The organism is Lujinxingia vulgaris, from assembly GCF_007997005.1.
Lineage (GTDB): Bacteria > Myxococcota_A > Bradymonadia > Bradymonadales > Bradymonadaceae > Lujinxingia.
In genome coordinates this window covers 48,973-74,405 of sequence record NZ_VOSL01000055.1, presented here as the reverse complement: position 1 = coordinate 74,405, position 25,433 = coordinate 48,973, and the positions used below count along the sequence as shown (strand labels likewise).

The following is a 25,433-nucleotide window of genomic DNA, read 5'->3' as shown; positions in this document are numbered from 1 at the left end:
TGCCGACTTAGAGCGAGACTCAGTCGCGCTCTTCGATATGGAACTCCACGCGGCGGTTGCGCGCGCGGCCGGTGTCGGTGCTGTTGTCGGCGATCGGACGCTCCTGACCGATGCCCTCGGCGCGCAGTCGCTCGGCGTCAATGCCGCGGCCGATCAGGTACTCACGTACCGAGGTCGCGCGATCTTGCGAGAGGCGCAGGTTGCTGCTGGCGCGACCGACGTTGTCGGTGTGGCCTTCAATGCGCACCATCTCCACCTGGGGGTTGTTCTCCAGGACCTGAGCGACCTGGTTGAGCAGCTCAAAGGAGCGCTCCTCGATCTGATCGGAGCCCGTCGCAAAGTAGACGATCTCGCTGATCTCAATGCGTTTGGTCTCCTCATCAATGGTCACAAGCTCGGTCTCCTGGACGCAGGCCGGCACGCCACGGCTGAGGCCGCACTCAAAGCCTTCTTCGCAGGCCGTCTCGCTGGCGACATAGTCGCAGCTGCCCTCGACGCAGACCCCGGCGTAAGTGGTCAGCATATTGTCTTCGCAGGTGGGGGCCGGGATGTTGGCGCAGTCGCCGTCGGCCTCACACTCCGCCTTCGCCACGCAGGCTGCCTGACCGGCGCCATCGGTGCCGCAGACGGTGCCCTCCCCGCAGGTGCTCGTAGAGCTTCGGTACGCGCAGGCTCCGTCTTCGCAGGCCGCCACGTAGGTGGTGATCTGACCGTCTTCGCAGCTGGGCGCGGGAACATCGGCGCAATCTGCCTCCACGCTCGCTGCGCGACATTCAGGCTCGGGCTCGGGTTCGGGCTCCGGCGTCGGCTCGGGTTCCGGCGTCGGCTCGGGTTCGGGGGCCGGGCTGCTCAGCGCCGGGGCCCATCCCAGGCCGGCAAACGCGCGCCAGTCCGGCGTGCCGTAGCCGCTGACAAGCCCCACGCCACCGCCGGCGAGCATCAAGAAGTTGCCAATCTGGTACTTCGCCCCGCCCACGATCTCGGTGGGCGAGTCCTCAGTGACGATGGCGTCGGCCAGAGGCGTGATCTTGCCGTAGGCCTCGGCGGTGGCGCGCAGCCCCTCGACGATCGGCACCTCCACACCCAGGTTCCAGCCCAGGGTGTCGTCGATGGTCAGGTTCTCGTACGACGTCCCGGGGCGGTAGAGGTAGCCCACGTTGGCCGCGATGCGCGGTCCACCCACGATGGCGTCAAACGCCAGACGCGGCCCCACGCGGAAGTCGCCGCCCTGCAGGCGCTCTTCATTTCCGGTGGGGATGTACACGTCGGCCAGCGCGGCCAACGCCACGCCGTTATCTTCAGCGCTCTCCCGAGTCGAGAAGATCTGCACCTTGGGCACCACCCGGATATCCCCCACTCCGAAACCACCCTCGCCCGGAGCCTGCTCCCCGCCGGGCACACCGCTGCCTCGCTGCCAGACCACAAAGGGAAGATCCAGACCCAGCTCAAATCGATCCAGCAGCGCCAGCGACACCAGAAGATGGGTCGTGGCGTGGTCGGAGACCACACTGTCAATTCGATCGCCGTCGCTGTTGCGCAGCACCAGCGGATCGTTGCTGTAATTAAAGATGGCCACCGCCGACCAGTCCAGGTGCTCGCCGACATCCGCCGACGAGGTGCTAAACAGGTTGCCCGAGGGGTTGGGCATCGGGTTGAACTGCTGCAACTCAAAGCCCTGCGCCGAGGCAGCCTGCGGCATCAAAAGCAAGAGCGCAAGCGCCGCCCCCCAAAGTCCACGAACTTCATTACGACTACGCACCATGATCCTCTCCATTGAGCAGTACAGCCATTGCAACCCCTCGATCACGTACACCAGGCTGGTCGAGACTTGCAAAGAATTGTAACAAAACGAGACGAAATTTCAACTTCAGATCTCCCGGATACCACCCGATCGGGCCAGACGCGAGAAATCTCCTGGTAGCACGCCCCTGGTGCCCGCGTTAGCTATCGCTTTTGTGTCTCTGGCCGAGAGCACGAGGCTGTCCGAGTTCGGCGCTTATGTCGCATCCGCGGGCTCCGCTTCTGCTCACCGTGGCACCCGATTGGCGCAGACCTACGGAGCGGATCGCCCTTATGTATCACCAGCGTGGCCGAGATAAGATCGCCTGGCCACGGGAATAGGGGGAGACGACCACAAGTGTTACGGTGTGTCTGGCGGGATGCAACCCGCCACCTTCCATCACGCTTTTAAGCGCTTCGCCCCCCCTAATAATAGCACCTGAGAGTCCCATGCATGTTGTCATCGTCGGCAACGGCGTTGCTGGTACTGAGGCCGCGCTGGCCATCCGTCGGCGCCTCTCCCCGCAGAATGCACGCATTACGCTGATCAGCGAGGAGCACCCCTACTTCTTCTCGCGCACCGCGCTGATGTACGCCTACATGGACACGATGCAGCGTCGGGATCTCGAGCCCTACGAGCGCGAGATGTACCGCCGCCAGCAGATCGAGCGCATCCAGAATCGGGTCGTCGACATCAACGCCGACGCCCACACCATCACGCTGCGCTCCGGCGCCACGCTCAGCTACGACCGACTTTTGCTTGCGGTGGGCGCGCGCCCGCGGATGGTGCCCTTTGAGGGGCTTGATGAGGTCAAAGACGGGCTGGTGAACTTCGTCTCGATGCAGGATCTCGATCACTGCGAGCGGCTGACCTGGTCGACCGAGGAGGCCGTCGTGCTTGGCGGTGGCCTCATCGGCGTGGAGCTCGCTGAGAGCTTCGTGCATCACGGGCTCAAGGTCAGCTTTGTGGTGCGCGAGCCCTACTTCTGGCCGGCGGCGCTGGCCGCTGACGAGGGGGAGCTGATTGGCGAGGAGATCCGCCGCCACGGCATCGATCTGATCGTCGACCAGGAGCTCCAGGTCATCGAGAGCGATGAGGCCGGGCGGGTGAGCGGGGTGCGCTTAAGCGATGGTCGCCACCTGCCGGCGCAGATGCTCGGCGTGGCGATCGGGGTGGTGCCCAACGTGGACTGGTTGCGCAAGGTCAAGACCTCCCCGGAGCTCGGGCGAGGCATCCGCGTCGACCGCAGCTTTCGCACCTCTCTGCCCGACGTCTTTGCCGCAGGCGACTGCGCCGAGATCGGCGGTGCCGATGAGCCGCCCTTGCTGGAGACCATCTGGTACTCCGCAAAACTTCAGGGCCAGCGCGCCGCCAGCGCCATCCTCGGCGACGAGGTCCACTACTCGCCACCGATCTTCTACAACAGCTCCAAGTTCTTCGGCATCGAATACACCACCGTCGGTGAGTGTGTGGGCGTGCCCTCGGGCACCCGCTCGCTCTTTCGGAGCCACCCCAAACGCCCCATCACCCAGCGTATCCTCTTCAATGAGGATCGGGTGCTGGGCTTTAGCATGCTGGGCTCGCGCTGGGACCACACGCTCTTGCAGCAGTGGATCGCCGAGCGACGCCCGCTCGATTATGTGCGCGAGCACCTGCACCGCGCCCAGTTCGACGTGGAGTTCGGCCGCGTCGACCTTACGACGTTCAAGGAAGAGGAGCGCACGCTGTGAGACAAAAAGGATCTCTGGGCTGGCTGAAACACGACCTGACCCACCGCGGCCCCACCGCCTGGCTTTTGACGCTGGGGCTTTTTGCCTTCTACTTCATCCTCTATTACGGCGGCCGCACCCTGGCCGGCGTCGCCATCCCGGATCTCTTTACGCCCATCGCCCAGGCGCTGCATCTCCCCAGCAAGTGGACCTTCTACGGCCTGCTCTACACGCTGGCGATCGCCATCGGCGGGGCGTACGTCATCTATAAATACCGGCATAACCGCTACCAGGTGATCCGCACCTCGGTGGTGATCTTTGTGCAGGCCACCCTGGCGTTCTCGGTGCCCTGGGTGCTCACGATCTTCGAGCAGCCCGAGTACTACTTCAGCTACCTCTGGCCCCTGCAGATCGACTACTTCTACCCCTCGACGATCCTGTCGATGCCGCTGCCCTTTATCCTCTTCAGCCTGCTGGGCTCGCTGATCATGGTGCCGCTGCTGGGGATCTTCTTTGGCAAGCGCTGGTACTGCTCCTGGGTCTGCGGCTGCGGGGGGCTGGCGAACACCGCCGGCGAGCCCTTTCGGCACCTCTCGAATAAATCGAGCAAGGCGTGGGCCTTTGAGAAGTGGTCGATCCACATCACGCTCTTCTTAGCGCTGGTGACCACAGCGCTGGTGATCGCGTCGTGGGGCGTTGGCCAGAACTATCCGGTCTTCGCCGAGCGCGCCGCCAGCCTGCGCTCGCTCTACGGCTTTGTGGTCATGACGCTGCTCTCGGGCATCATCGGGGTGGCGCTCTACCCGGTGGGGGGCACGCGGGTCTGGTGCCGCTATTTTTGCCCGATGGCCGCGCTGCTGGGGCTTGTGCAGAAGTTTGGGCGCTACCGCATCCGCGTCAAAGACAATATGTGCATCAGCTGCGGGTTGTGCTCGACCTACTGCGAGATGGGCATCGACGTGCGGGCCTACGCCCAGCGCAACCAGGATTTTGTGCGCGCAAGCTGCGTGGGCTGCGGCATCTGCGCGGAGGTCTGCCCCCGCGGGGTGCTGCGCCTGGAAAACCGCTGGCGCCGCGACCCGCAGGAGCTCTCGATGGACGCCCTGCTCAACGAGACCTACCGCGGCTGATTTCATTTTGGCACCGCGATCGTGGGTCGGCTCTGAGACCGACCCACGGTCAGCTGCGTCGCCCCTCTTGCCCGCATAAAATCACGACTTCGGCCGACCGTGGGTCAGGTTTCGGGCCGTCCCTGGGTCAGCCCCCGACGACCGTCTTGCACGCTTAAAACAACGACTTCGGCCGACCGTGGGTCAGGTCTCAACAGGCCCCGGGGTCAGGATGACGCACCGTCTTGCATGCGGCCGTCCCAACCGCATCGCCCGGGCGCCCTGAACAAAAACGCTGAACAAAAAACCCCCGGCAACCGCTGGTTACCGGGGGTTCTTTGTATCGTCAGCGAGCAGCGCTACGTCGCCGTCGGCGAGCCTCTCGACCCTGACGTCGGCCTGCAGCGCATATCCCGCCTGCAAGGCCTTAGCCTTCGGTGCCTTCGGCGGCAGCCGCTTCTTCAGCGACAGCTTCAGCGGTGAGCGGAAGCTCCATGTTGAGCTTCATCAGCACCTCGTCGCGGATCAGGTCGTCGGCCTTGCCCTTGTACTCGATGCCGAAGTCAAAACGCTTGATGGTGAACTCGCTGGCCACCTTGAGCGTGTTGTCTTCCACCGAAGCGGTCACCGGGAAGGTGATCTGCTTGGTGTTGCCCAGCATGGTCATGTTGCCGGTGACGGTGTGGGTGGCGTCGCCTTCGGCGCCTTCCACGATCTCGGTCGACTCAAAGGTCGCCGTCGGGTGCTTCTCGACCGCGAAGAAGTCATCGCTCTTGAGGTGGCCGGTCAGGCGCTCGTTGTCGGAGTAGATCGAGGTGGTGTCCACGGTGAACACCACCTTCTCCAGGGTCGCATCGCCGGAGACGTGTCCGACGCCCTCCCACTTCTCAAACCCGCCGGTGTGGTCGCCGGTGACCTTGGCGCCAACCCATTCGATCTTGGAGGTCTCGGTGTTGAAGGCCAGCTCGCGGACTTCTTTGGCCTCGGCTTCTTCGGCCGGGGCGGCCTCTTCTTCAGCCGGAGCGGCCTCTTCGGTGGTGGGCTCGGCCACTTCGGCGGCCGCCTTGCCATCGATCTCGCTCTCACAGGCCACAGCCAGGGTAAGCGCAGCAATCAGAAGGATCATCCAGGTCTTGGTGTGCATCGTCGGTACTCCTTAAAGGGGGTTGATACGCGGGCGGCCTCCACATGAGACCTGACCCTTGTCGTTGAGTGACGGTGTTCGGGGTGCGCCCACCAGCAGGTGAGCGCGCCGGGCAACCTTACAAACTCAGGCCTGATGTTGTTCCCGCAACCACTGCGGAACTTCCACCGGGCGGCCGCTCGCGTCGATCGTCACCATGACGAACTCCGCAGTGGCCAGCACCTGCCCATCGGCGACTCGCCGAAGCGACTGCCCGAAGGTGGCGCTGGTGCGACCCAGGCGCTCGATCCACAACGAGACCTCAATCTCATCGAAGAGAAAGGCCGCGGCCATGTACTCCACGCTGAGCTTGCGCACGACCATCTGCGCGTCGCTCTTGCGCACATCGCCACCGAGTTGGCCAAAAGCCTCCCAGCGACAATGCTCAAAATAATTGAGGTAGACAGCGTTGTTGACATGTCCGAAGACGTCGAGCTCGTAACCTCGAACGCGCAGAGTTGTGCTGAAGGGGTTGGAAGCGTTCACGTCATGACATCCTGAGCCGAAGGTAGCGTTGCGCTGACACGTAGGGAAAAGCGCCCCGAAGGTTTAGACTCCCCCGCCGGGGATTCAAGTTCACACTTCGCAACGCCGTGTCGCTTTTTTGCATCACGCCGCCAGGGCCGCGCGCCCAACCTTCACTTCAGCTCCATTTTAAGCCCGCAAGAGGCATGCACCACGACCCACGAGGCCCCCGCCATGAGTGAAAAAAAGACGCACCCGCATTGCCCGATCTGCCGCGCGGAGGTCGCGCTGCTCGATCAGAACAAGGCCTTCCCCTTCTGCTCGGAGCGCTGCAAAAGCGAAGATCTGGGGAAATGGTTCGGCGGCGCCTACCTGGTGCCCGGCCGCAGCGCCTCCCCGGAAGAGATCGTCGAGGAGGTGCGCCGGCCTCGCCAGGACGACTGAACGCGCCACGGCGCACCGGCCGTGACGCCCGTCAAAAGGGCGCGACTCAGCGGGGCCGGATCGCCTCGGGCAACATACGCCGCAGGCGCACATTGACCTCGGAGGGCCGGTCCCGCTCAATCTCCACGTTGCGGATCCAGCGGTGGTGGTCCGCCAGGGTTACCTCCACAAAGTAGGTGCCGGTGGGAAGCTCGCGGGCCTCCTCCCAGGGGGTCAGCACCTCGAAGGTCTCGATCCGGGCGCGCTGCGGCGCATCCAACTCCCGCGGCTCCACGCGCACCTTTGCGCCGGGCCTGTCCACCAGCACCTTCAGGCTGCCGGTAAAGAGCATCGGCTCGGCGTTGAGCTCCACGCGCTGCTCCGGCGCGCTGCCGATCACGATCTCGGTCTGCAGCGGCTCATGATCCGCAAGCGTCGCCCCCACCCGGTAGCTTCCCGAGCGCATCCAGAGCTGGCGCTCCTCACCACTGAAGAACATCGGGAACCCGTCGATGTCGATGCGGCCCCGGGCCACATCCCGGGCGACGAGCGTGACGCGCACCCAGCGCGGCTCGCCCTCCGAGAGCGGCGGCTCGTTTCCCTCAAAGACCATCTCGGCGCCGCCGTCGATGCAATTCTGCACGTTCTGGCGCGACTCCTCGATGACGTCCTGCGCGTCGCCGCGATCCAGGTAGGCCTGGTAGAAGAGCACCGCGCGCTCACACTGCTTCTTCGCCCGCAAAACCTCGGCGAAGTTGAAGTAGGCGATGGGGAAGTTCTCTCCGGCCTTGAGGATCGCCGCCTCATAATGAGGCACCGAGCGGGTCCAGGCCCCGGCCATCGCCAGGCGGTTGGCGCGCTGCAGGGCCTCCACCGGGTTGGAGGAAGGCGTCTCCTGGGCGCCGGCGTTCACCGCCATCATGGACGCCATCATCGCGATGCTCATCACCCGCGCCATCCTGCTCCACATCATCGTCTACCCCTGATGAAATCATCACGTTGACCCCCCACCTCTTCCGAACATCGGAGAGGTTCCGGGCCACCCTTCAACCTAACAAAGCGTCGAGGCCACCTCCAACGATGCTGACGTAACGGGTGGTTAAGCAGCCGCCTCGCCACGGGCCTCCCACAACGCCCGGCAGCCTGCCCGAGCCTGTCGTGTGGGTAGGACGCAGCGCGCGCGCCGATCTTCAATCGAGGCATCCCCCCTCCCCCTTTTCGTACGGTTTCCCCCCGCACCTCCCCCCCTCCCCGGTCCTATAAAAGGGGCGCGACGAGCCGGAGCCCGGGCGGCCTCCTGCCGCTTTGCTCCACATCGCCACGCCCCGAAACACCACGCAAACCCTTGATCTAAAAGGGCACTTCGACACCAAGCCTGCTCATGCCTCGGTCGGATCTTCGCTCAGAAGCTCCAGCAAGAGGTCATTGAGACGCCGCACAAAGAGCGCCGGCGCCTCAAGCTGGCCGCCCTCGGCGAGGCGAGCCTGGTCGAGCAGAAGTTCGGCAAAACGACGGCGGCGCTCGTCATCCGACTCCGAGATCAGGCGCGCTACCAGGGGGTGGTGCTCGTTGAGCTCAAGGATCGGCGCGCTCGAAGGCACCGACTCTCCGGCCTGCTCAAGAATCCGCCGCATGCGCTCGCCAATCTCCCACTCCTCGCGCACCAGACACGATGGCGAGTCGGTCAGGCGATTGGAGAGGCGCACCTCCCGCACCCGCTCTCCCAGCAGCTCGCCGACCTCGCCAAGCCAGGGCGCCGGGGCCTCCTGCGAGGAGGCGTCCTCCTCGCTTCCCTCCTCATCCTTCGATTCAGGGTCCTCCTCGCTCGCCGCATCATCCGACTCGCCAAGTGACTCCAGATCGAGCGCCCCGCGCGCCACCGAGCGCAACGCTCTGCCCTCGTACTCATTGAGGTGGTTGACCAGCCACTCATCGACCGCATCGGTGAGCACGAGCACCTCCACCCCGCGCGCCTTAAAGATCTCGAGGTGGGGGCTGGCCAGCGCCGCCTCATAGCTGTCGGCGGTCACGTAGTAGATGGCGTCCTGGCCGGGGCGCATCCGCTCGATGTACTGCGCAAGACTCAGCGTCTGCTCAGCCCCCTCGGTGCCGGTGGAGGCAAAGCGCGCGAGCGCCGCTACCTGCTCGCGACGGTCCGCGTCTTCGATCACGCCTTCTTTGAGGATGGGGCCAAAGGCCTTCCAGAAAGTGGCGTACTTCTCGGCGTCGGCGCTGAGCTCTTCGAGCGCTTCGAGCACCTTCTTGACCGCGGTCTGGCGCATCGAGCGCACCACGCGGTTATCCTGGAGAAGCTCGCGAGAGACGTTCAGGGGAAGATCGTCGCTGTCGACCACCCCGCGCACAAAGCGCAGGTAGCGCGGCAGAAAGACCTCGGCCTCATCCATGATGAAGACGCGTTTGACGTAGAGCTTGACCCCGCCGGTGCGCTCCTGGCCGCCCATCGTCAGGTCGAAGGGTCGCGCGGAGGGCACAAAGAGGAGCAGCGTGAATTTAAGACGCCCCTCCACGGTGATGTGCACCCGGGTGAGCGGCTCATCAAACGCGCGGGCCACGTGGCGGTAGAACTCGGTGTAGTCCTCCTCGCTGATCTCCGAGCTCGGGCGAGTCCACAGCGCCGAGGCCTGGTTGAGCTGGCGGGTCTCATCGCTTTCCTGCGTATCGCCTTGCTCGACCTTCTCGACGAGCATAATCGGAAAGGAGATGTGGTCGGAGTAGCGCCGGATCACCGTCTCGACGCGCAGCGGCTCAAGGAACTCGTCTTCGTCTTCGCGAAGATGCAGCACGATCTCGGTGCCCGCCCCCTCCTTCTCGGCCGCCTCCAGGGTGTAGTCGCCCTCGCCGGTCGACTCCCAGCGCACGGCCTCCTGGCTGCCGGCGCGGCGTGTGGTCAGCACGACGCGTTCGGCGACGATGAAGGCCGAGTAGAAGCCCACGCCGAACTGGCCGATGAGGTTGGCGTCGGCCTTCTGGTCGCCGCTTAAGCGCTCCAGAAACTCGCGGGTGCCACTGCTGGCGATGGTGCCGATGCTGCGGGTGACCTCCTCGCGGCTCATGCCGATGCCGTTATCGGCGATGGTCAGCGTGCGCGCCTCTTTATCGAGCGTCAGCGTGATGACCGGCTCGTTCTGGTCGGCGCGCAGCGAGGCGTCGGCCAGCGCCTCAAAGCGCAGCTTGTCGATGGCGTCGGAGGCGTTGGAGACCAGCTCCCTCAAGAAGACCTCCTTGTTGGAGTACATCGCGTGAATCATCAGCCGCAGCACCTGGCTGACCTCGGCCTCAAAGGCCCGCGTCTCTTTTTCCTGAGCCATAACAACCTCTCCTATCCTGTTGAAATTACGTCGAAATCTAAAAAACCACGCCCCTCTCCCGGGCCTCATTCGTCGGCCGGGGAGGCGGTTGGGGCCGGCATTCTAAAAGATCGATCGCCGCAGACAAGCCCTGCGATCCGAAACCAATATTTGGTGGGGTCGCTCTCGCTCCTAACTTTATCAGGAGACGCGCGGCGTTCGCCGGGATCGAGCATCGAGCAGCACGACGAACCGATCGGGCCGCGCAACAGACCCGAGCCACGAGGTATCATCATGCGCTCAACATCGATTCAACGCGCCCTACTGGCGCTTTTGCTGGCCGGCGGCCTCTCGCTGGCGGCCTGTGATATGAACACCGACCAGAACGAGCCGACCAACGAGCCTTACGGTAGCGGCCCGGCTGAAGAAGAGCCGGCCACCGAGCCGATGCCCACCGAGCCGGCACCGGCCGAACAGGGCACCGAGGATCCGGCCGCAGGCGACATGGAGTCGCCCTCGGCTGAGGAGACGACCGAGCCCTACGGCGGGGGCCCCACCGGAGAGGAAGAGTTTGGTGAGGGCTGGCAGCAGGTCCAGGAGGGCCTCGATCAGGTACGCGATGAGGCCAACCGCATGGCCGCCGGAGGCACCGAAGATGTCGCCGACGCCGCCGAGGAGATCCGCGAGAAGACCAACGATTTCGAGAAAGAGATCACCGAGTCGCTTCGCAAGCTGCATGAGGCAGCGCCCGAAGCTGCGCCGGCCGACTCCCAACCTGGCACCACCGAGCCCTCCGAGAGCGGAGCGCCCGAGGAGTACTGATCGGCAGTCTGCCCTCCTGACGTGAGCCACGTCCCCCGGCTCACCTCAAACCACCGCCTCGCCGGGGCCGCTGCTTTGCGGCCCCGGCGAGGCTTTTTGTTCATCCGAGAAGTCCGCCCCGGGGCATCTACGAGGCATGAGGTGCCGGCGTATCTGATCGGGCTACTTTTTGCCCAGAAAGCCCGCAACCGCGGCCTGAAAATCCTCCGAGCCCAGGCGCGCCGCAAAGATCGCCGCCTCCGCTCGCATCGCCTCGATGACCTCCTGCTCATCACCGCGGCGCAAGAGCGACTTGGTCAGGCGCAGCGCCTGGGGCGACTTCGCCGCCAGCCTCTGCGCGACCTTATGGGCCCGAGTCGCCACCTCGCCATCCTCGACGAGCTCGTTGACGATGCCGCAGCGCAGCGCCATCTCGCCATCAAAGAAGTCGCCCAGATAAAGGAGCTCGGCGGCCAGGCGGTGCCCGGCGATCTGCCCCAGGATCAGGCTGGAGCCGGCCTCGGGCACAAGCCCCAGCTCCACAAAAGGCAGGCGAAATCGCGTCGAGCGGGCAGCGTAGACCAGGTCGCAGTGCAGCAGCATCGTCGTGCCGATGCCGATGGCGTAGCCCTCCACCGCGGCGATCACCGGTTTGGGACAGCGGCGCAGCGCCAGCAAAAAGCGAAACACCGGGCTGTCTTCATCGACCGGCGGATCGTTCATAAAATCTTTGAGATCGTTACCGCTGCTGAAGTGGCCGCCCTCCCCGCGCACCATCACACAGCGGATGGCGTCGTCATCGCCGGCCAGCTGCAACTGACGGGCGGCCTCGGTATACATCGCCAGCGTCAGGGCATTTTTGCGCTCGGGGCGATCAAAGATAATCTCCAGCACGCCCTCGTGCCGCTCCACACGGATCGTCTCACTCATCATTACTCCTGGGGGCCGCACCGGGCGGGTGCGGCGATGGTTGTTTCGATAGGCGCAACGCACACCCGAGGTGCGCGACGCACGCGGCAAGGTTGCACACCCGGGCGCTGCGGTCGAGGATCCGCACTCGCCAACCATGATCTCGCGTCGAGGCGAAGACCACGTGCACCACCGCCGGCGATGATCTAAACTCGCCACTCACCCGAACGCGTCATGGGTCGATTCGGACCCGACACAGTGCATGGTTTCTCACGACTGCGGTGGACTTGCGAGATGTCCCATCACGATGACAACCCGGCGGATAGCCCTGCGGTGGCCGACACGCTAACCCACGCGCCGGAGCCGACCAACCCGGCGCAGCCGTCGACGCCGCGGCCTTTTGAGCGGCGAGTGACGCCCGGAGCGGTGGCGTACCATAGCACCCCGGAGGTGGGTCAGACGATCGGCCGCTACATCAACCTGGGGCTGATAGGCCGCGGGGGCAGCGGGGAGGTGTATCGGGTGCGCGACCCCACGCTCAACCGTCGCCTGGTGCTCAAGGTCATCCGCCCCGATCGCGTCGCGGACCCGGGCGCGCTGGCGCGCTTTATCGACGAAGCCCAGCTCACCTCCCAGCTTGATCATCCGGGGATTGTTCCCGTGCACGAGCTGGGCCGGCTTGACGATGGCCGCGTCTTCTTTGCGATGCGCGAGGTGCGCGGTCGCACCCTCTCCAAAGTCATCGCCGAGCGTCACGCCGAGTTTCGCGCCCTGCCGGCGGCCGAGCGGGACTGGGACCGCACCTTCCGCTCGCTGATCAGCATCTTTTTGCGCGCCTGTGAACCCATCGCGTACGCCCACTCCCGCGGAATCCTGCACCGCGATTTAAAGCCCTCCAACATCATGGTCGGGGACTACGGTGAGGTGCAGGTGTTGGACTGGGGCCTGGCGAAGATCCGGGGTCGCAGCGAGGAGCATGGCGAGCTGGGGAACGCCGAGAGCGAGGTCACCACCGATCGCAATCAGGAGGCCGTCTATGAGACCCACCAGGGCAGCATCGTGGGGACGCCGGCGTTCATGTCGCCGGAGCAGGCCCGCGGCGAGCACGACCGTCTGGGCCCGGCGGCCGACGTGTACTCCCTGGGTGCGATCCTCTTCAAGGTGCTCGATGGCAGCCCGCCCTTTGAGGGCCCCAGCGCCACCGCGATCATTCTCAAGGTGATGGGCGGTCTGGAGCGCTCCCCGGGTGAGGCCCTGGGCGCGCCCTCGGCCCTCATTGAGGTGTGTCTGCGCGCGATGTCTCCCGAGCCCGAGCACCGCCCTCCCGACGCCGAGGCGCTCGCGACGCTTATCAGCGACTGGCGCGACGGCGCCAACCGCCGCCAGCAGGCCTTAAGCCTCGTCGCCCAGGCCGATGAGCTCATTCCCCGTCACAGTGCCTTGCGCGAGCGCGCCGACCGCCTGCGCCGTGAGTCGCGCAAGCACCTCGACCAGCTCAGCCACACCGCCCCGGTCGACAAAAAACGCGCCGCCTGGGAGCTTGAGGAGGAGGCCCTCTTTCTCGATCGTCAGGCCGGCGCAATGCGCGCCCAGGCGGTCCGTCACCTGGAGTCGGCCCTGGCCCACGTCCCCGATCTGGGCGAAGCCCACGACCGCCTGGCCGGCATCTACCAGCACGACCACGCCCGCGCCGAGCTCGAGCGCGACCTCACGCGCGCCACCTCCCTGGAGATCTTCATCCGCGCCCACAACACCGGGCGATTTGACGACTACCTCGCCGGGAACGGCCAGCTCAACCTGCTTACCGACCCGCCCGGGGCGCGCGTGGAGATCTTCCGCTACGTTCAAAAAGATCGTCGGCTGATCCCCGGCCTCAAACGTTTCCTGGGCTTCACCCCCCTCATTGGCACCGAGCTGGCCATGGGCAGCTACCTGGTTGTGCTCAACGCCGCGGGCCGCCAGTCGGTGCGCTACCCGGTGGTCATCGAACGCCAGGAGCGCTGGACCGGCATCCCCCCCGGCACCGACCGCCCGCGCCCCATCGAACTTCCCTTCACCGATGAGCTCACCGAGGACGAAGTCTATGTGCCCCCTGGCTACTTCTGGCAGGGCGGCGATCCTCTTGTGAGCAGCAGCCCGCCACGGGAGGTGACCTGGGTCGACGCCTTTGTGATCCGCCGCCATCCTGTCACCCATGGCGAGTACCTGGAGTTTCTCAACGACCTCATCGCACAGGGCCGACATGATGAGGCCCAGCTGCACGCTCCCGGAGGTGCCGTCCATCAGGGCGGCGCGCTCATGTACCGCAAAGACGCGATGGGAAACTACGCCATCGACGACACCCTGGATCCCGATGTCGCTGCCTGGCCGGTCACCCACATCAGCTGGCACAGCGCGCGCGCCTTTGCCGCCTGGGAGAGCGCCCGCACCTTTAAGCCCTGGCGCCTCCCCACCGAAGCGGAGTGGGAGAAAGCCGCCCGCGGCGTCGACGGCCGCTTTTTCCCCTGGGGTGACTTCCTCGATCCCACCTGGTGCAACATGGTCCACTCCGGCACACAGACGCCGACCACCGTCCACGCCTTCCCCGATGATGAGAGCCCCTACGGACTGAGGGGCGCCGCCGGCAACTGCCGCGACTGGTGCGCCGACACCATCGGTGCCTCCGACAACCCCACCCACCCCCACCGCGGCGGCTTCTGGTTCGCCACCCCTGAGAACTGCCGGCTGACCTCGCGCGAGCTGCGCTCGGGCACCGCCACCTCGGTCGGCACCGGATTTCGACTGGCCCGCGACTACGGACGCTCGAAACGCAGCTGAGCGCGTTTAGGTTGCTTCGAGCACGCCGTCGTTTCCCCGTTTTCTGCAGGCCCGCTATGAGCACTTCCATCCTTGAGCACCCCCGCATCACGCGCAGTTATTTCTTCCCCCGCGCCGACACCCCCGACGACATCACCTTTGTGCACAGCGGCGAGGCCCGCCTGGCCTGCGCGAGCCACGTGCACGACCCCGACGCCCACACACTGGTGCACTTTCACGGCAACGGCGAAGTCGTCGCCGACTACATCCCCTGGATGGCCGATCTTTTGGCCGGCTTCGGCCTCAACAGCTTCTTTGTCGAGTACCGCGGCTACGGCGGCTCCACCGGATGCCCCGGGCTCGTCAGCATGCTCGACGACGTCGACGCCATCGTTGAGGCCATCGACCAGCCCGCCGATCGCCTCTTCGCGTTCGGTCGCTCCATCGGTTCGATCTATGCGCTTGAGCTGGCCCACCGCCACCCCGAGATCGCCGGCCTGGTCCTGGAGAGCGGCATCGCCGATGTGCTCGAGCGCGTGCTCTTGCGCGTGAGCCCCTCCGACCTCGACACCACCTTTAACGAGGTTCAGCGCGAGACCCGGCGCTACTTCGATCACGAAGCCAAGCTCGCTGACTTTGGAAAGCCTCTGCTGATCATGCACGCCTTACGCGACCACCTCGTCGACGTCAGCCACGCGCGCCGCATGCACGCCTGGTCACGCTCCTACCAGAAGCGCCTGGCGATCTTTGAGAACGGCGACCACAACTCGATCTTCGAGGCCAACCGCACCGAATACCTGCGCGCCCTGCGCCTCTTTCTGACCCTCCACGCCCGCCAGCGATAAATCGCACCGGGATGCGCAGAACGGGTTGACACCCTGCAAACGCCCCCTTATATACAGTCCTCACTCGGCGCCTGTCGCCGGTGAACGCCTTGTCGGGGCGTAGCGCAGCCTGGTAGCGCACTTGCTTCGGGAGCAAGGGGTCGGAGGTTCAAATCCTCTCGCCCCGACTTTAAAAAGCCCGCCAAACTCAACGAGTTTGGCGGGCTTTTTTGTGTTGTCACCCTTCGATGTCAGACCATCTGGACGTTGGAAGACCCGACGGGAGAGCAAGATATAAAGCGCCAGATCCTGCATAAGACCATCGAAGACGTTTCGTCCCCGACGGCGGTCGGAGAATGGAGCGCCCTCAGGGGGGGCCCTCACACCACCTCGGCGAAATGCTCGCCAAGCAGCTCCAGAAAAGCCTCGACCCGACGCGGCAACAATTGGCGGCTTGGATACAGAGCCCAGATGTCGCCGTTGGCCGGCACCTGTCCATCGAAGAGGCTTGTCAGCCTCTTGTTCGCCAGATCCTCGACGACCATATAACGCGGGAGCATCGCAATGCCCTCGCCGTCGAGCACCGCCTGTCGCATCACCAGGGCGTTGTTGGTCGACAGGGTGCCCGATACGGAAATGCGCTGCTCGCCCTTGTCGGTGAGAAATCGCCACTCTCTTAGCGGTTCGCAGTTGAGAGCCGTCAGGCAATTGTACCCGAGCAACGCCTCGGGGTGCTCGGGCGTGCCGTAACGTTCGAGATAGGTGGGGGAGGCGCACACCACATAGTCGTTGGCGGCGAGCCGACGACAGATGAGCGAGGAGTCGTCCAATGAGCCAATGCGGATGGCGACATCAAAAGCATCATAGACGATGTCGACCACCGTGTCGGTCAAATATAACTGGATATCGAGCTTAGGCCCGGAGGTATCCGCGTCAACGCCGTCGCCACGGGACCGACTCGAACGCCGATCCTGGAGCGCGCCGGGTTCTCCCGCGAGATGCTCGAAGCATCCAACGCGCAGTTGACCGCCCAGATGCCTCTGGGACGGCTGGGCAATCCCGACGAGGTCGCGCGGTGGGTCGTGGAACTTGCGGATTCGCCTACGTGGGTGACCGGACAGGTGCTGTCGGTCGACGGGGGCCTGGCCGTAGCATGATCCCGACTCCCTCCCCTCCTCCCCGCGAGCGGTGGAGGGGGCAGGACGCGGATGGGTCTGTTTTGAAGCAAGATTTTCGGGATGAACTTAGCGTAGACCGGGTGGCTCACAAGCAGGGCCTTAATGACCAGGTCGGGCGCGTATCTATCCCGGCTCCACAAACCCCATGCGATGCGTGCGCCTCCCCGCCTCGCCCCCTCCCCAATCGCACCCGATGACGTTGTTCTACGGCCCCTTGTGCTTTCCTTTGGAGTGAACCGACGCGCTCGCACATTCAACGCGTGTCGTAACCTCGCCGCCAACCTAAGGAAAGACCCTATGGATGTCGTCATCGTCGGAGCCCACGGAACCGTCGCCATGCACCTGCACCCCATGCTCAGCGAGCGCGGCCACACGGTGCGCGGCGTGATCCGAAAGGCCGAGCAATCCGATGAGCTACGCGCAGCGGGTGCAGAGCCCATCATCTTTGACCTGGAGAAGGATGAGGATCTGGCCGGGGCCATCGGCCCGGCCGACGTCGTCATCTTTGCCGCCGGTGCCGGGCCCGGAAGCGGCAAGGCGCGCAAGTACACCGTCGACCGCGACGGCGCCCTCAAGCTGATCGAGGCGGCCAAAACAAATGACATTCATCGCTACATCATGCTCAGCGCGATGGGGGTTGATGAGGACCGCAACTACGACGACGAGGTCTTCGCCGCCTATGTCGACGCCAAAGCCCAGGCTGACGCCGCGCTCCGAGCGAGCGGCCTCGACTACGCCATCATCCGCCCGGGCCGACTCACCAACGACACCGGCACCGGCAGGATCACGCTTGGCGAGCGCGTCGCCCCCGGCGAGATCCCCCGCGAAGATGTTGCCGCCCTCATCGCGTATCTCGTCGAGCACCCCGACGCCTCGCCACTGCAAGCCGAGGTGACCTCCGGCGATCACACAATCTCTGACGCCTTTGCGATGCGCTGAGACTCGCAACCGCTCTCGCCGGCACCGCGCCGGTCACAAAGCGGCGCTCGCCATACCGCGCCCGCGCCGCGAGCCCGCGCCAACTTACTTCGTGTCCATGTTCACGTTGGCGTAGGGGTTAAACGCGGGCCGGCCAATCTTGATAAAGGCGTGCTTGGTCGCGGTATGACAGGCGTTGCACTGGGCGATCACCGCGTCGTACTCGCGCTCGAAGGTCGCGCTGTCGCCAGCCTCAATGGCCTCCTCGACCTTCTCCAGGCCCGGCAGGACGCTGCGATCGAAGTAGTCGACCACGTCCACGCCCTCCTCCACCGGTTGGGCTTCGCGCAGCTCCTCGATGACCTCCTCGATCTCGTGGATCTGATAGTCGACCATCGCCTTATTGCCCGCCTCCCCCGCGTACCAGACCGCCGCGTATCGGCGACCGATCTCAAACATATGCGCGCCCAGGTGCACCTCATCGTGAGCGTGGTCCTCGTCGTGCTCGCCCTCTCCATCGCCGGGTTCGGGCGTGGCCTCCGAAGCCTCCACCTCCGTCGCCCGAGCCTCCGGCTGCGATTCGGGCGCGCGCTCACACCCCATACCCGCACCGCACGCCCACGCCAACACCATCACGGCGACCAGTGCGCGCGCGCCTCGCAAGCCCGCCCCATCACCCGCTGCATCCACCATCATTCGCTTCTCGTTCACCCGCATCGCTCCACCTCGTACGAATTCAGACATCGTCGTCACGCTCTACAAACTTACCAGGGGCCTACCCCTGGCCTGCGCTGGCGTCAGTGTTGGGCATCGAAGCGACCGAAGCAAGACGCCACCCTCGGGCGCTGCACCACGTGTTTGCGGATGGGCTTCGCTCAACGCAATTTTTTACGCCCAACGTCCGCGGACGCAAAACCTGCACCTCACAGGGCCTCCCCTCCCCTGCGCGTAACAACGGCGTTAGGCGAAAACTTCTTCACCACTCGCCCTTATCTCTCCCTATTCGCACCTCTGGCACGACCTTTGCTGGGCCACCGATCCGACCTGCGAGGGTCGCGGTCCCCCGGGGGGGGGTCGACCCACTCTCGTAATCCCCCCTTCCTCACCATCCCTCCTCAGCAAAAGGCAACACGTTGTGAAGACCGACACCCTCCCCCCCGGCAGCGCCGTGGGCCAGTACCACGTCATCCGCAAGCTCGGTGAAGGCGCCGCCGGACAGGTCTACCTGGCCCACCACAAGATCCTCGACCGCGAGTTCGCCCTGAAGATCCTCCACCCCGAGTGGGTCGGAAACGATCAGCTCACGCGTCGCTTCTTTCAGGAAGCCCGCCACGCCACGCGCCTCAAACACCCCAACATCGTCGGGGTGATCACCGCCGATCAACACAACGACTTCTACTATCTGGTGATGGAGTTCGTCGACGGCGTCTGCCTCGAAGACACCCTCTCCCGCCACGAGCGGCTGCCGGCAGAGCGCGCCATCCCCTACATCGTAGGCGTCTTGCGCGGCCTGGAGCACGCTCACCAGAAGGGCATGCTCCATCGCGACGTCAAAGCCGACAACATCATCGTCGAGAACGCCTCCGATCGCGCGCGCCTCTTAGACTTCGGCCTCGTCAAAGACACCGAGGCCACCCAGAAGTTGACCGCCCAACACGCCGTCGTCGGCACCCCCTACTACATGCCGCCGGAGCAATGGCGGGGCGAAGAGGTGGACGCTCGCGCCGACATCTACTCCGCCGCCGTCACGCTCTACTACGCCCTCAGCGGCCGCTTCCCCTTCCCGGGGCGCTCCCCGCTGGCCGTCGCCCATCGCCTGATGAGCGAGCCCCACGATCCGCTGGGCGAGGTGCAGCTTCTGGGTCAATCCACATCGGCTCCCGAGCTTGTCGCCATCCTCGATCGCGCTCTTGCCCGCGAGCGCGATCTGCGCCCCTCCTCCGCTGCCCAGCTCGCCACCGAACTTGAGCAGTGGCTCGCGCAGCAACGTCCCGACCCGACTTCCAAAACATCTTCGAGAACCATCGCTTACGCGCCCCCAACTGCCGAGCCCACCATGACTATCCCCACCCCCAACCTTGTGACCGAACCGGTCGAGATCGCCCCCCACACCTACTGGGTCGGCAAGCGCCCTCCCAACGAGATCTTCTACGCCAACCCCTACCTGCGCCACTTCCCTGGTGAGCAGGGCCAGGAGGACTTCAACCTGATCATCGACCCCGGCTCCACCAAAGATTTCAGCGTGGTCCAGGCCAAGGTCGGACGCGTCATCGGCACGATCAACAACCTCAGCTCCATCTTCATCAACCACCAGGATCCCGACGTCGGCTCCTCGGTCGGTGTGCTCCTGGGGCGCCACACCCCCAACGCCCACGTGCTCTGTACCGAAGACACCTGGCGGCTGATCCAGTACTACAACGTGCCGCGCGAGCGTTTCGTGGCCCTGGAGCGCTTTCCCCGAGGCATCAAGCTGCCCACCGGCGACGTCGTGCGCCCGGTCCCCAGCCCCTTCTGCCACTTCGTCGGCGCGATGATGCTCTACGATCCGGCCACCCGCGTGCTCTTCACCGGCGATCTTTTCGGCAGCCTCACCGACAAAGACGCCGAAGGCCTCTACGTCGACGAGTCCGACTGGGCGGGCATGCGCGCCTTCCACCAGATCTACATGCCCACCCAGGGGGCGGTGCGCTACGCTCTGAGCAAGATCCGCGAGCTGAGCCCCGCCGTGGAGATCATCGCCCCCCAGCACGGCCGCGTACTACGCGGCCCCTGGGTCAAAGAGTACATCGACCGCCTCTGGAACCTGCCGGTGGGGCTGGACATCCTCGACGACCGCCACAGCAGCCCCGAAGAGCTGCAGGCCTGGACCACCGTGCTCAACCGCCTGGTCGAAGTCGCACGCCAGGCCATCGGCGATGAGGTCTACGCCTTGCTCGAAGCCGATCCCAACCTCAGCGGCATCCTCTCGGTGAACTCCGGCAGCGTCGAGATCACCTCACTCGGCAAGACCACCGTGGAGCGCGCCGTGCGCCTGCTCTGCGAACATGTCACCCCCGATGTGGCCAGCGCCATCAAGTACGAGGCGGTCTACTCGGCCAACGAACTCAGCCTGCCCACGCCCATGGTCGAGCTCGACGAAGACGGCCCCGAAGTCGCGTCCGCTCAGGTTGATCCGATCGCCGACGCGGGCTTCTCCAAGGTCTAAAACCGGCCAGAGAAATGACCGACCGGGGGTCAGCCCACTACCTGAGCCCTGACCGCCGATCGGCCTTTATCCTCGCCACATCTCGCGACCCACATCTCGCGACCGGGGGTCAGCCCGAAACCTGACCCCCGGTCGATCGTTGAGGTCGATCGTCACATCGTCACCGACGCGTCGACGCCATCTCGACCCGGTACTCCCAGATCGCGGCCTGCTGCCGATCCAGGAGCGCCTGCGGGGTCCACCGCATGGCCTGCTCGCGCATCCAGACCGCCAGTGGATGTTCCAGCTGCCCCACCGTACCGAACCGACGAGAGAGGCGTTGTAAGGTCGCGGTGCGCTTGTGGCGCGCGGCCTCATATTGCCTCAACGCAGCGCTCACCGCGTCCGGCTGAGGCGTGCCACCCTCCTCCCAGAGCTCGCCCAGGCACCGGCCGAGCATCGCGGCATCTTCGATCGCCGAGCACGCCCCCTGCCCGAGATTGGGCGCCATCGGGTGCGCCGCATCCCCGAGGACCGTGACCTGATCCTGGCCCCAGCGCTTTAGAGGGGCGCGATCGAAGATGTCATTGCGCAAGACCTGCGCGGGCGGCGTCGCCGCGATCATCGCCCGAAAGTAGTCGGGAAACGCCTCAAAGCGCTGCTGCAAACGCGCGATCACATCTTCACCGTCGCGCTCTCCCTGCGGCGCGTTGGCCGTCGCCCACCAGTAGACTCGATCCTCATCAATGTAGCCCATCCCCGTGCGCAGACCGCGCCCCTGCAGCTCCAGCAAACTCCCCGGCGGGAACCCCTCATGCTCAAACGACGAGGTGATGCCTCGCCAGCAGGTGTAGCCGTGGTAGAGAGGCTCGCGCTCTCCGGGGTGAAGCTGCGCGCGGACCGCGGAGTGCAACCCATCGCAGCCGACCAACGCCACACCCCAACAGCTCGACAGCCCCGGGCCAAGCGCCCGCACACGCCCTCCCTCACGATCCTGCTCAAAGCCCTCCACGGGCCGCCCCAGCTCAACCTCCACGAGCGGATGATCTTGAACCGCCTCATAGAGCACCCCGTGCAATGCGGCGCGATGCACCATGCGAAAGGGAGCGTCGTCGGATGCGTCGACGTCTTTGGCGACGAAGAGCTCCCCCCGATCCGCTCCGATGCCCAGTCGCGTCATCGGCGCGCTTACGCCCTCCAACGCCTCACCAAGACCGCAGCCGTAGAGCACGCCGGAGGCGTTGGGCCCCAGCAGAATCCCGGCGCCGACCTCCCGAACCTCAGCGAATCGCTCGACCACCACGACCGGGCAGCCGCGTTGCGCCAGGCATAACGCCGCGCTCAGCCCCCCGATCCCCGCTCCCACAATCACAACTGGCTCACTCATCATCCACCTCCACCTGGAGTCCGCATCAGCGCTTCAGAAGCACCATAGAAGGGCTGCAGCGACACCGCGATGTGGCGAATTGCCCCGGTGAGACGGCGACGATCTATTTCACACGAAGCTCATCGAAGATGATCTGACGCTCCGTCCCCTCGAAGTTGCGCGTGACCGGAAGTCGCAGCGGCCCGAGCGTCTCATAGTCCTCCCAGTAGACCAGCTGCGGCGGACGATCACCCTGAAGATGCATCTCCCAGGCGCGAACCTCGTAGCTCTCCGGATCGACCTGCACCAGGTAGCGATCTCCGGGCGTCAACCCCACCCCCTCAAAACTCAACTCGAGCACCTCCAGAGTCTCCCCCTCACGCTCGACCTGCCCCCCAAGGCTCAGAGAGACGCCCGGATCAAAGACCTTGAGCGGCATCAGGAGCCAGTAGGCGTCGTTGACCCAGCGGGTGTACGCGCCCTTCCCGGCGATCTCCAGCGCTTCCCCCTCCAGCGCCTCCCCGTCGCGGCTGGCCTCGGTGGCCACCCCATCATCCAGGTTGACGGTCACATCCCAGGCCACACCATTCTCGTCGGTCCAGCGCACCCGATCGACCCCTTCCCACACCTTCCAGTCATGGGTGGCCGCGAAGCCCTCCTTACCCTCATTTTTGACGACGAAACGAAACCCCAGCTCCTCGACCTGCGGCCAGCGCGGACCGCCGTGCGCTTCAAATACGCCCGTCGCGAGCTCGCCAGCCGGCCCCTCCACCCTGGGAGTCGGCGCCACCGGAAGCTCCTCCTCGGCCCGCTCCTGACTGCCCGCCTCACCCCCCTCCTGGAGCGCGGGGGCCTCGCCACCGACGCTGCCCTCCCCGTCGTTCGAAGCCCCATCACAGCCCGCAGCAGACACCGAAAGCACAAGCACCAGAACCCACCAGTTACACGTTTTCATCTCACACCACCCTTGTTCTTCAACCGTTCTTTCGGTTCACGACCTCGAAGCCCTGGAGAGGCCTCGGAGCAGACTCACGACGCAATCTTCAACTCGCCGGACAAGCTTTCAAGCCTCGATATGAGAATGGACCACGCCCTCCTGCCAAAGCGCGCATCGTCTTCAACGCGCTCCGGCCCTGCCCCTCACGCATCACTTCAGGCCCCCGGAACACACGCGCTCTCCACGCACCACGTGTGCAAAGGTCGAAGAAGATCGGCACGGAGCGCATAAAAAAGGCTGGCGAGCGCGCTCCGCGCCCACCAGCCTTGCCGCCACGAAGAAGGGGTGTGAAGCGCCGGCCAGGAGGCGACCTCCCGGCGCATCGGCCCTCACACCCGCATCGCTCAGGGCAAGAACACCCGCCGCATCTTCATCGCCGACCACCAGCTCGTCACGCAGACCTCACCGGTGATCTCCGCCTCAAAGCCGCTGCCGTCGGCCAACGTCGTCCCGTTGATGTAGAACGTACCGCTGGCCCCCTCGAAGATCCCCGTGCCTCCCTGAACGCGGTTGAACTCGGTGAAGATCCCCGCGGCGTTATCCAGAATGCCCGCATCCGAGCTCTGAAGCTCCCCGTAGGGCGTGATCAGCGTGAGCACACCGGCGTACGTCCAGGTGGTCGCCGGCTCCACCGGCGGAAACACCACGCTGTCTTCGCCAATCACCCCGCCGCCGATCCCATCGGCCACATAACGCGTCGAGCCGACCACACGACCTCCGCGCTGTGTCAGGTCGCCGGCGGTGCAAAGGCCCACCGCGCTCTCGCAACCCTCGGCAAAAAACGTCGCGCTCAGCGACGCGCTGATCGACCGACAGATCGGCTCATCGCTCGAAGGCCCATGCGCCCACGACGTCGCGCTCAACGCCATCGCCGCCACCAACACACTCGAACCTACCGCCGTCTTCATACGCACACCACGCATCTCGACCTCCTGCAGCCAGGGACAACAACGCCACCAAAACACAGACGCAACTCGCCAGTCTCTTCGGGCTTCCAAGACTCGCAACGGCGAGCCAGATGACTTGTCTCGTAAAGGTTTACCTCTTCAGGGTGACAGGTTGACCGCCGACGATCAAGCGTTTTCGATCCTTTCCGTCACCCGACGTCGCACCACTTGAGTTCCTCCCGAGGGGGCAATCGTCACAAGTCGTCTCACCGGGCGCAGCGCGCGCTCCCCGTCCAACTCCAACGCCACGTTTCGGAGCAGAGTGCCCAGGACGATCTTCATCTCAAACATCGCCAGCCGCGCGCCGATGCAGCGACGCACCCCGCCGCCAAAGGGCAAAAACTGATGGGATCGGTAGGTGCGATCGAGAAAGCGCTCCGGCCAGAAGCGCTCGGGCTCTTCAAAGACCTCCGCGCGCCGATGCGCCAGATAAATCGCGGGCATCGCCACCATCCCCGGCTCCAACGTATAACCTCCCACCCGCACCTCGCGTTGCACCTGTCGGGCGATCACCGGAATCACCGGGGTCAGCCTCAAGATCTCTTTGACCACCGCCTCCAGATAATCGCTGCGCGCGATCTGCGCCCCGGTACACTCCGGCCCCAACGCCATCATCTCGCGCCGCGCCCGCTCGTAGACCTCCGGTGAGCTGAGCAACCAGTAGATCCCCCACGCCAACGCCGTGGCCGTCGACTCATGCCCGGTCGCCATCAGCGTGAGCACCTCGTCGTGGATCTCCTCGCGCAGCATCGGCTGGCCCTGCTCATCACGGGCCTCCAGCAGCACCGCCAGGATGTCGGCCCGGTCCTGATTATCCGTGGTGCGTCGCTCGTCGATCTCCTCATAAATCAACGCCGAGAGCTCATCGAGCTGCGCCACGAACTGCGTCCATCGCTGCCCGGCAGCCTCCCCCCCGGCGCGCTGACTGAGCAGCGCCAGGTTAAAGAGCTCGTCGTCCAGCACCGCCGCAAACGCCCGGGAGAGCTGCCGCCTGCGCTCGGTGCGCTCCGGCCCGAACACCATCTCGATGATCAACCGAAACGCCACCTTCTGCATCGAAGGCCGCACCGCGAAGGGCTCGTCGTACGCCCAGCTCCGACAGATCTCGCCGGTCACCCGGTGGATCAGCTCCCCGTAGGCCTGCACCCTGCCCCGTCCGAAGCTCGGCATCAGCAGCTTGCGTTCGCGGCGGTGACGCTCACCCTCCAGCAAGAGCAGGGAGTTCTCCCCGAGAAAGGGCTTGAGGATGCCGTTCCCGGCCCCCGCCCAGAAGACCTCCGGATCACCCCCCAGAACCTCCTGAATCGCGTCTGGATTGCTGAAGATCACCCCGACGCCGTAGCCGCGAAAGTCCAGCGCAAAGGTCTCACCCAGCCCCGCAGCGCACTCCTCCAGAAACCCGTACGGTCGGGTCATCCACTGCAGGGTCTGCTGGGCACTGGAGAGGTCGGGTCGGGGAGGCAAAGACATCGCGCGCACACCACTTCTGGGGGAAATTCATGGCATCTCGAAGACGCAACTCACCACAACGCGAGG

At 65.1% G+C, this 25,433-nt stretch carries 21 protein-coding genes and 1 tRNA gene; 10 read left to right on the top strand and 12 right to left on the bottom strand.

Going from position 1 to position 25,433, the window contains the following annotated elements; all coding sequences use genetic code 11:
• Positions 1–19 precede the first annotated feature (19 nt).
• The gene (locus FRC96_RS14200; RefSeq protein WP_230470265.1) at positions 20–1,762 is read right to left on the bottom strand and encodes an OmpA family protein; all 1,743 of its coding nucleotides are present in this window, start codon (positions 1,760–1,762) and stop codon (positions 20–22) included.
• Positions 1,763–2,229: 467 nt separating this feature from the next.
• Here FRC96_RS14200 and FRC96_RS14195 point away from each other — a divergent pair, with 467 nt between their 5' ends.
• Positions 2,230–3,510, top strand: a complete 1,281-nt coding sequence (locus FRC96_RS14195; protein ID WP_146975306.1) for an NAD(P)/FAD-dependent oxidoreductase — start codon at positions 2,230–2,232, stop codon at positions 3,508–3,510.
• Positions 3,507–4,619, top strand: a complete 1,113-nt coding sequence (locus FRC96_RS14190) for a 4Fe-4S binding protein (RefSeq protein WP_146975304.1) — start codon at positions 3,507–3,509, stop codon at positions 4,617–4,619. Before FRC96_RS14195 ends, FRC96_RS14190 begins: the two co-directional genes overlap by 4 nt.
• Before the next feature lie 406 nt (positions 4,620–5,025).
• On the opposite strand, the gene FRC96_RS14185 is transcribed toward FRC96_RS14190, so the two are convergent.
• Both FRC96_RS14185 and FRC96_RS14180 read right to left on the bottom strand, forming a co-directional pair.
• Positions 5,026–5,742: a YceI family protein gene (locus tag FRC96_RS14185; protein ID WP_146975302.1), complete on the bottom strand. Its 717-nt coding sequence runs from the start codon at positions 5,740–5,742 to the stop codon at positions 5,026–5,028.
• A 126-nt stretch (positions 5,743–5,868) separates the two neighbouring features.
• Positions 5,869–6,267: an acyl-CoA thioesterase gene (locus FRC96_RS14180; protein WP_146975301.1), complete on the bottom strand. Its 399-nt coding sequence runs from the start codon at positions 6,265–6,267 to the stop codon at positions 5,869–5,871.
• Positions 6,268–6,480: 213 nt separating this feature from the next.
• On the opposite strand from FRC96_RS14180, the gene FRC96_RS14175 reads away from it, so the two are divergent.
• On the top strand, positions 6,481–6,690 hold the full coding sequence (locus FRC96_RS14175) for a DNA gyrase inhibitor YacG (protein WP_146975299.1): 210 nt from the start codon (positions 6,481–6,483) through the stop codon (positions 6,688–6,690).
• A 46-nt stretch (positions 6,691–6,736) separates the two neighbouring features.
• Here the strand turns inward: FRC96_RS14175 and FRC96_RS14170 are convergent, their stop codons facing one another.
• Positions 6,737–7,642: a hypothetical protein gene (locus FRC96_RS14170; RefSeq protein ID WP_146975297.1), complete on the bottom strand. Its 906-nt coding sequence runs from the start codon at positions 7,640–7,642 to the stop codon at positions 6,737–6,739.
• 406 nt (positions 7,643–8,048) lie between these two features.
• Positions 8,049–9,998, bottom strand: a complete 1,950-nt coding sequence (gene htpG, locus FRC96_RS14165; RefSeq protein ID WP_146975296.1) for a molecular chaperone HtpG — start codon at positions 9,996–9,998, stop codon at positions 8,049–8,051.
• A 273-nt stretch (positions 9,999–10,271) separates the two neighbouring features.
• On the opposite strand from htpG, the gene FRC96_RS14160 reads away from it, so the two are divergent.
• Positions 10,272–10,799, top strand: a complete 528-nt coding sequence (locus tag FRC96_RS14160) for a hypothetical protein (RefSeq protein ID WP_146975294.1) — start codon at positions 10,272–10,274, stop codon at positions 10,797–10,799.
• Between the two features lie 162 nt (positions 10,800–10,961).
• Here the strand turns inward: FRC96_RS14160 and FRC96_RS14155 are convergent, their stop codons facing one another.
• Positions 10,962–11,708: an enoyl-CoA hydratase/isomerase family protein gene (locus tag FRC96_RS14155; RefSeq protein WP_146975292.1), complete on the bottom strand. Its 747-nt coding sequence runs from the start codon at positions 11,706–11,708 to the stop codon at positions 10,962–10,964.
• A 273-nt stretch (positions 11,709–11,981) separates the two neighbouring features.
• On the opposite strand from FRC96_RS14155, the gene FRC96_RS14150 reads away from it, so the two are divergent.
• The 3 genes from FRC96_RS14150 to FRC96_RS14140 all read left to right on the top strand — a co-directional run bounded on the left by FRC96_RS14150 (position 11,982) and on the right by FRC96_RS14140 (position 15,495).
• Complete coding sequence (locus FRC96_RS14150) at positions 11,982–14,504, top strand: bifunctional serine/threonine-protein kinase/formylglycine-generating enzyme family protein (RefSeq protein WP_230470264.1); 2,523 nt, start codon at positions 11,982–11,984, stop codon at positions 14,502–14,504.
• Between the two features lie 56 nt (positions 14,505–14,560).
• On the top strand, positions 14,561–15,328 hold the full coding sequence (locus tag FRC96_RS14145; RefSeq protein WP_146975289.1) for an alpha/beta hydrolase: 768 nt from the start codon (positions 14,561–14,563) through the stop codon (positions 15,326–15,328).
• A 93-nt stretch (positions 15,329–15,421) separates the two neighbouring features.
• Positions 15,422–15,495 (top strand) — tRNA-Pro (locus tag FRC96_RS14140).
• Between the two features lie 192 nt (positions 15,496–15,687).
• Here FRC96_RS14140 and FRC96_RS14135 read toward each other — a convergent pair.
• Positions 15,688–16,212, bottom strand: coding sequence for a substrate binding domain-containing protein (locus FRC96_RS14135; RefSeq protein WP_146975287.1), 525 nt, complete (start codon positions 16,210–16,212; stop codon positions 15,688–15,690).
• Between FRC96_RS14135 and FRC96_RS22840 the strand changes: the two genes are divergently transcribed.
• Entirely contained in the window at positions 16,207–16,464 is a 258-nt protein-coding gene (locus FRC96_RS22840; protein ID WP_146975343.1) for an SDR family oxidoreductase, read from the top strand. The genes FRC96_RS14135 and FRC96_RS22840 overlap by 6 nt on opposite strands.
• A gap of 318 nt (positions 16,465–16,782) precedes the next feature.
• On the top strand, positions 16,783–17,424 hold the full coding sequence (locus FRC96_RS14125; RefSeq protein ID WP_146975286.1) for an SDR family oxidoreductase: 642 nt from the start codon (positions 16,783–16,785) through the stop codon (positions 17,422–17,424).
• An 84-nt stretch (positions 17,425–17,508) separates the two neighbouring features.
• Here the strand turns inward: FRC96_RS14125 and FRC96_RS14120 are convergent, their stop codons facing one another.
• Positions 17,509–18,114 (bottom strand): hypothetical protein, encoded by a 606-nt coding sequence (locus tag FRC96_RS14120; protein ID WP_146975284.1) that lies wholly within the window; start codon positions 18,112–18,114, stop codon positions 17,509–17,511.
• A gap of 424 nt (positions 18,115–18,538) precedes the next feature.
• Between FRC96_RS14120 and FRC96_RS14115 the strand changes: the two genes are divergently transcribed.
• Complete coding sequence (locus tag FRC96_RS14115; RefSeq protein WP_146975282.1) at positions 18,539–20,608, top strand: protein kinase domain-containing protein; 2,070 nt, start codon at positions 18,539–18,541, stop codon at positions 20,606–20,608.
• Positions 20,609–20,768: 160 nt separating this feature from the next.
• Here FRC96_RS14115 and FRC96_RS14110 read toward each other — a convergent pair whose 3' ends face one another.
• The 4 genes from FRC96_RS14110 to FRC96_RS14095 all read right to left on the bottom strand — a co-directional run bounded on the left by FRC96_RS14110 (position 20,769) and on the right by FRC96_RS14095 (position 25,367).
• On the bottom strand, positions 20,769–21,974 hold the full coding sequence (locus tag FRC96_RS14110) for an FAD-dependent monooxygenase (protein WP_230470262.1): 1,206 nt from the start codon (positions 21,972–21,974) through the stop codon (positions 20,769–20,771).
• Between the two features lie 103 nt (positions 21,975–22,077).
• Positions 22,078–22,908 carry a hypothetical protein gene (locus FRC96_RS14105; RefSeq protein ID WP_146975278.1) on the bottom strand — a complete coding sequence of 277 codons (831 nt, stop codon included), beginning with the start codon at positions 22,906–22,908 and terminating at the stop codon, positions 22,078–22,080.
• A 386-nt stretch (positions 22,909–23,294) separates the two neighbouring features.
• Positions 23,295–23,873 carry a hypothetical protein gene (locus FRC96_RS14100; protein WP_146975276.1) on the bottom strand — a complete coding sequence of 193 codons (579 nt, stop codon included), beginning with the start codon at positions 23,871–23,873 and terminating at the stop codon, positions 23,295–23,297.
• Positions 23,874–24,023: 150 nt separating this feature from the next.
• Positions 24,024–25,367 carry a cytochrome P450 gene (locus FRC96_RS14095; RefSeq protein ID WP_146975274.1) on the bottom strand — a complete coding sequence of 448 codons (1,344 nt, stop codon included), beginning with the start codon at positions 25,365–25,367 and terminating at the stop codon, positions 24,024–24,026.
• Between the last annotated feature and the right edge of the window lie 66 nt (positions 25,368–25,433).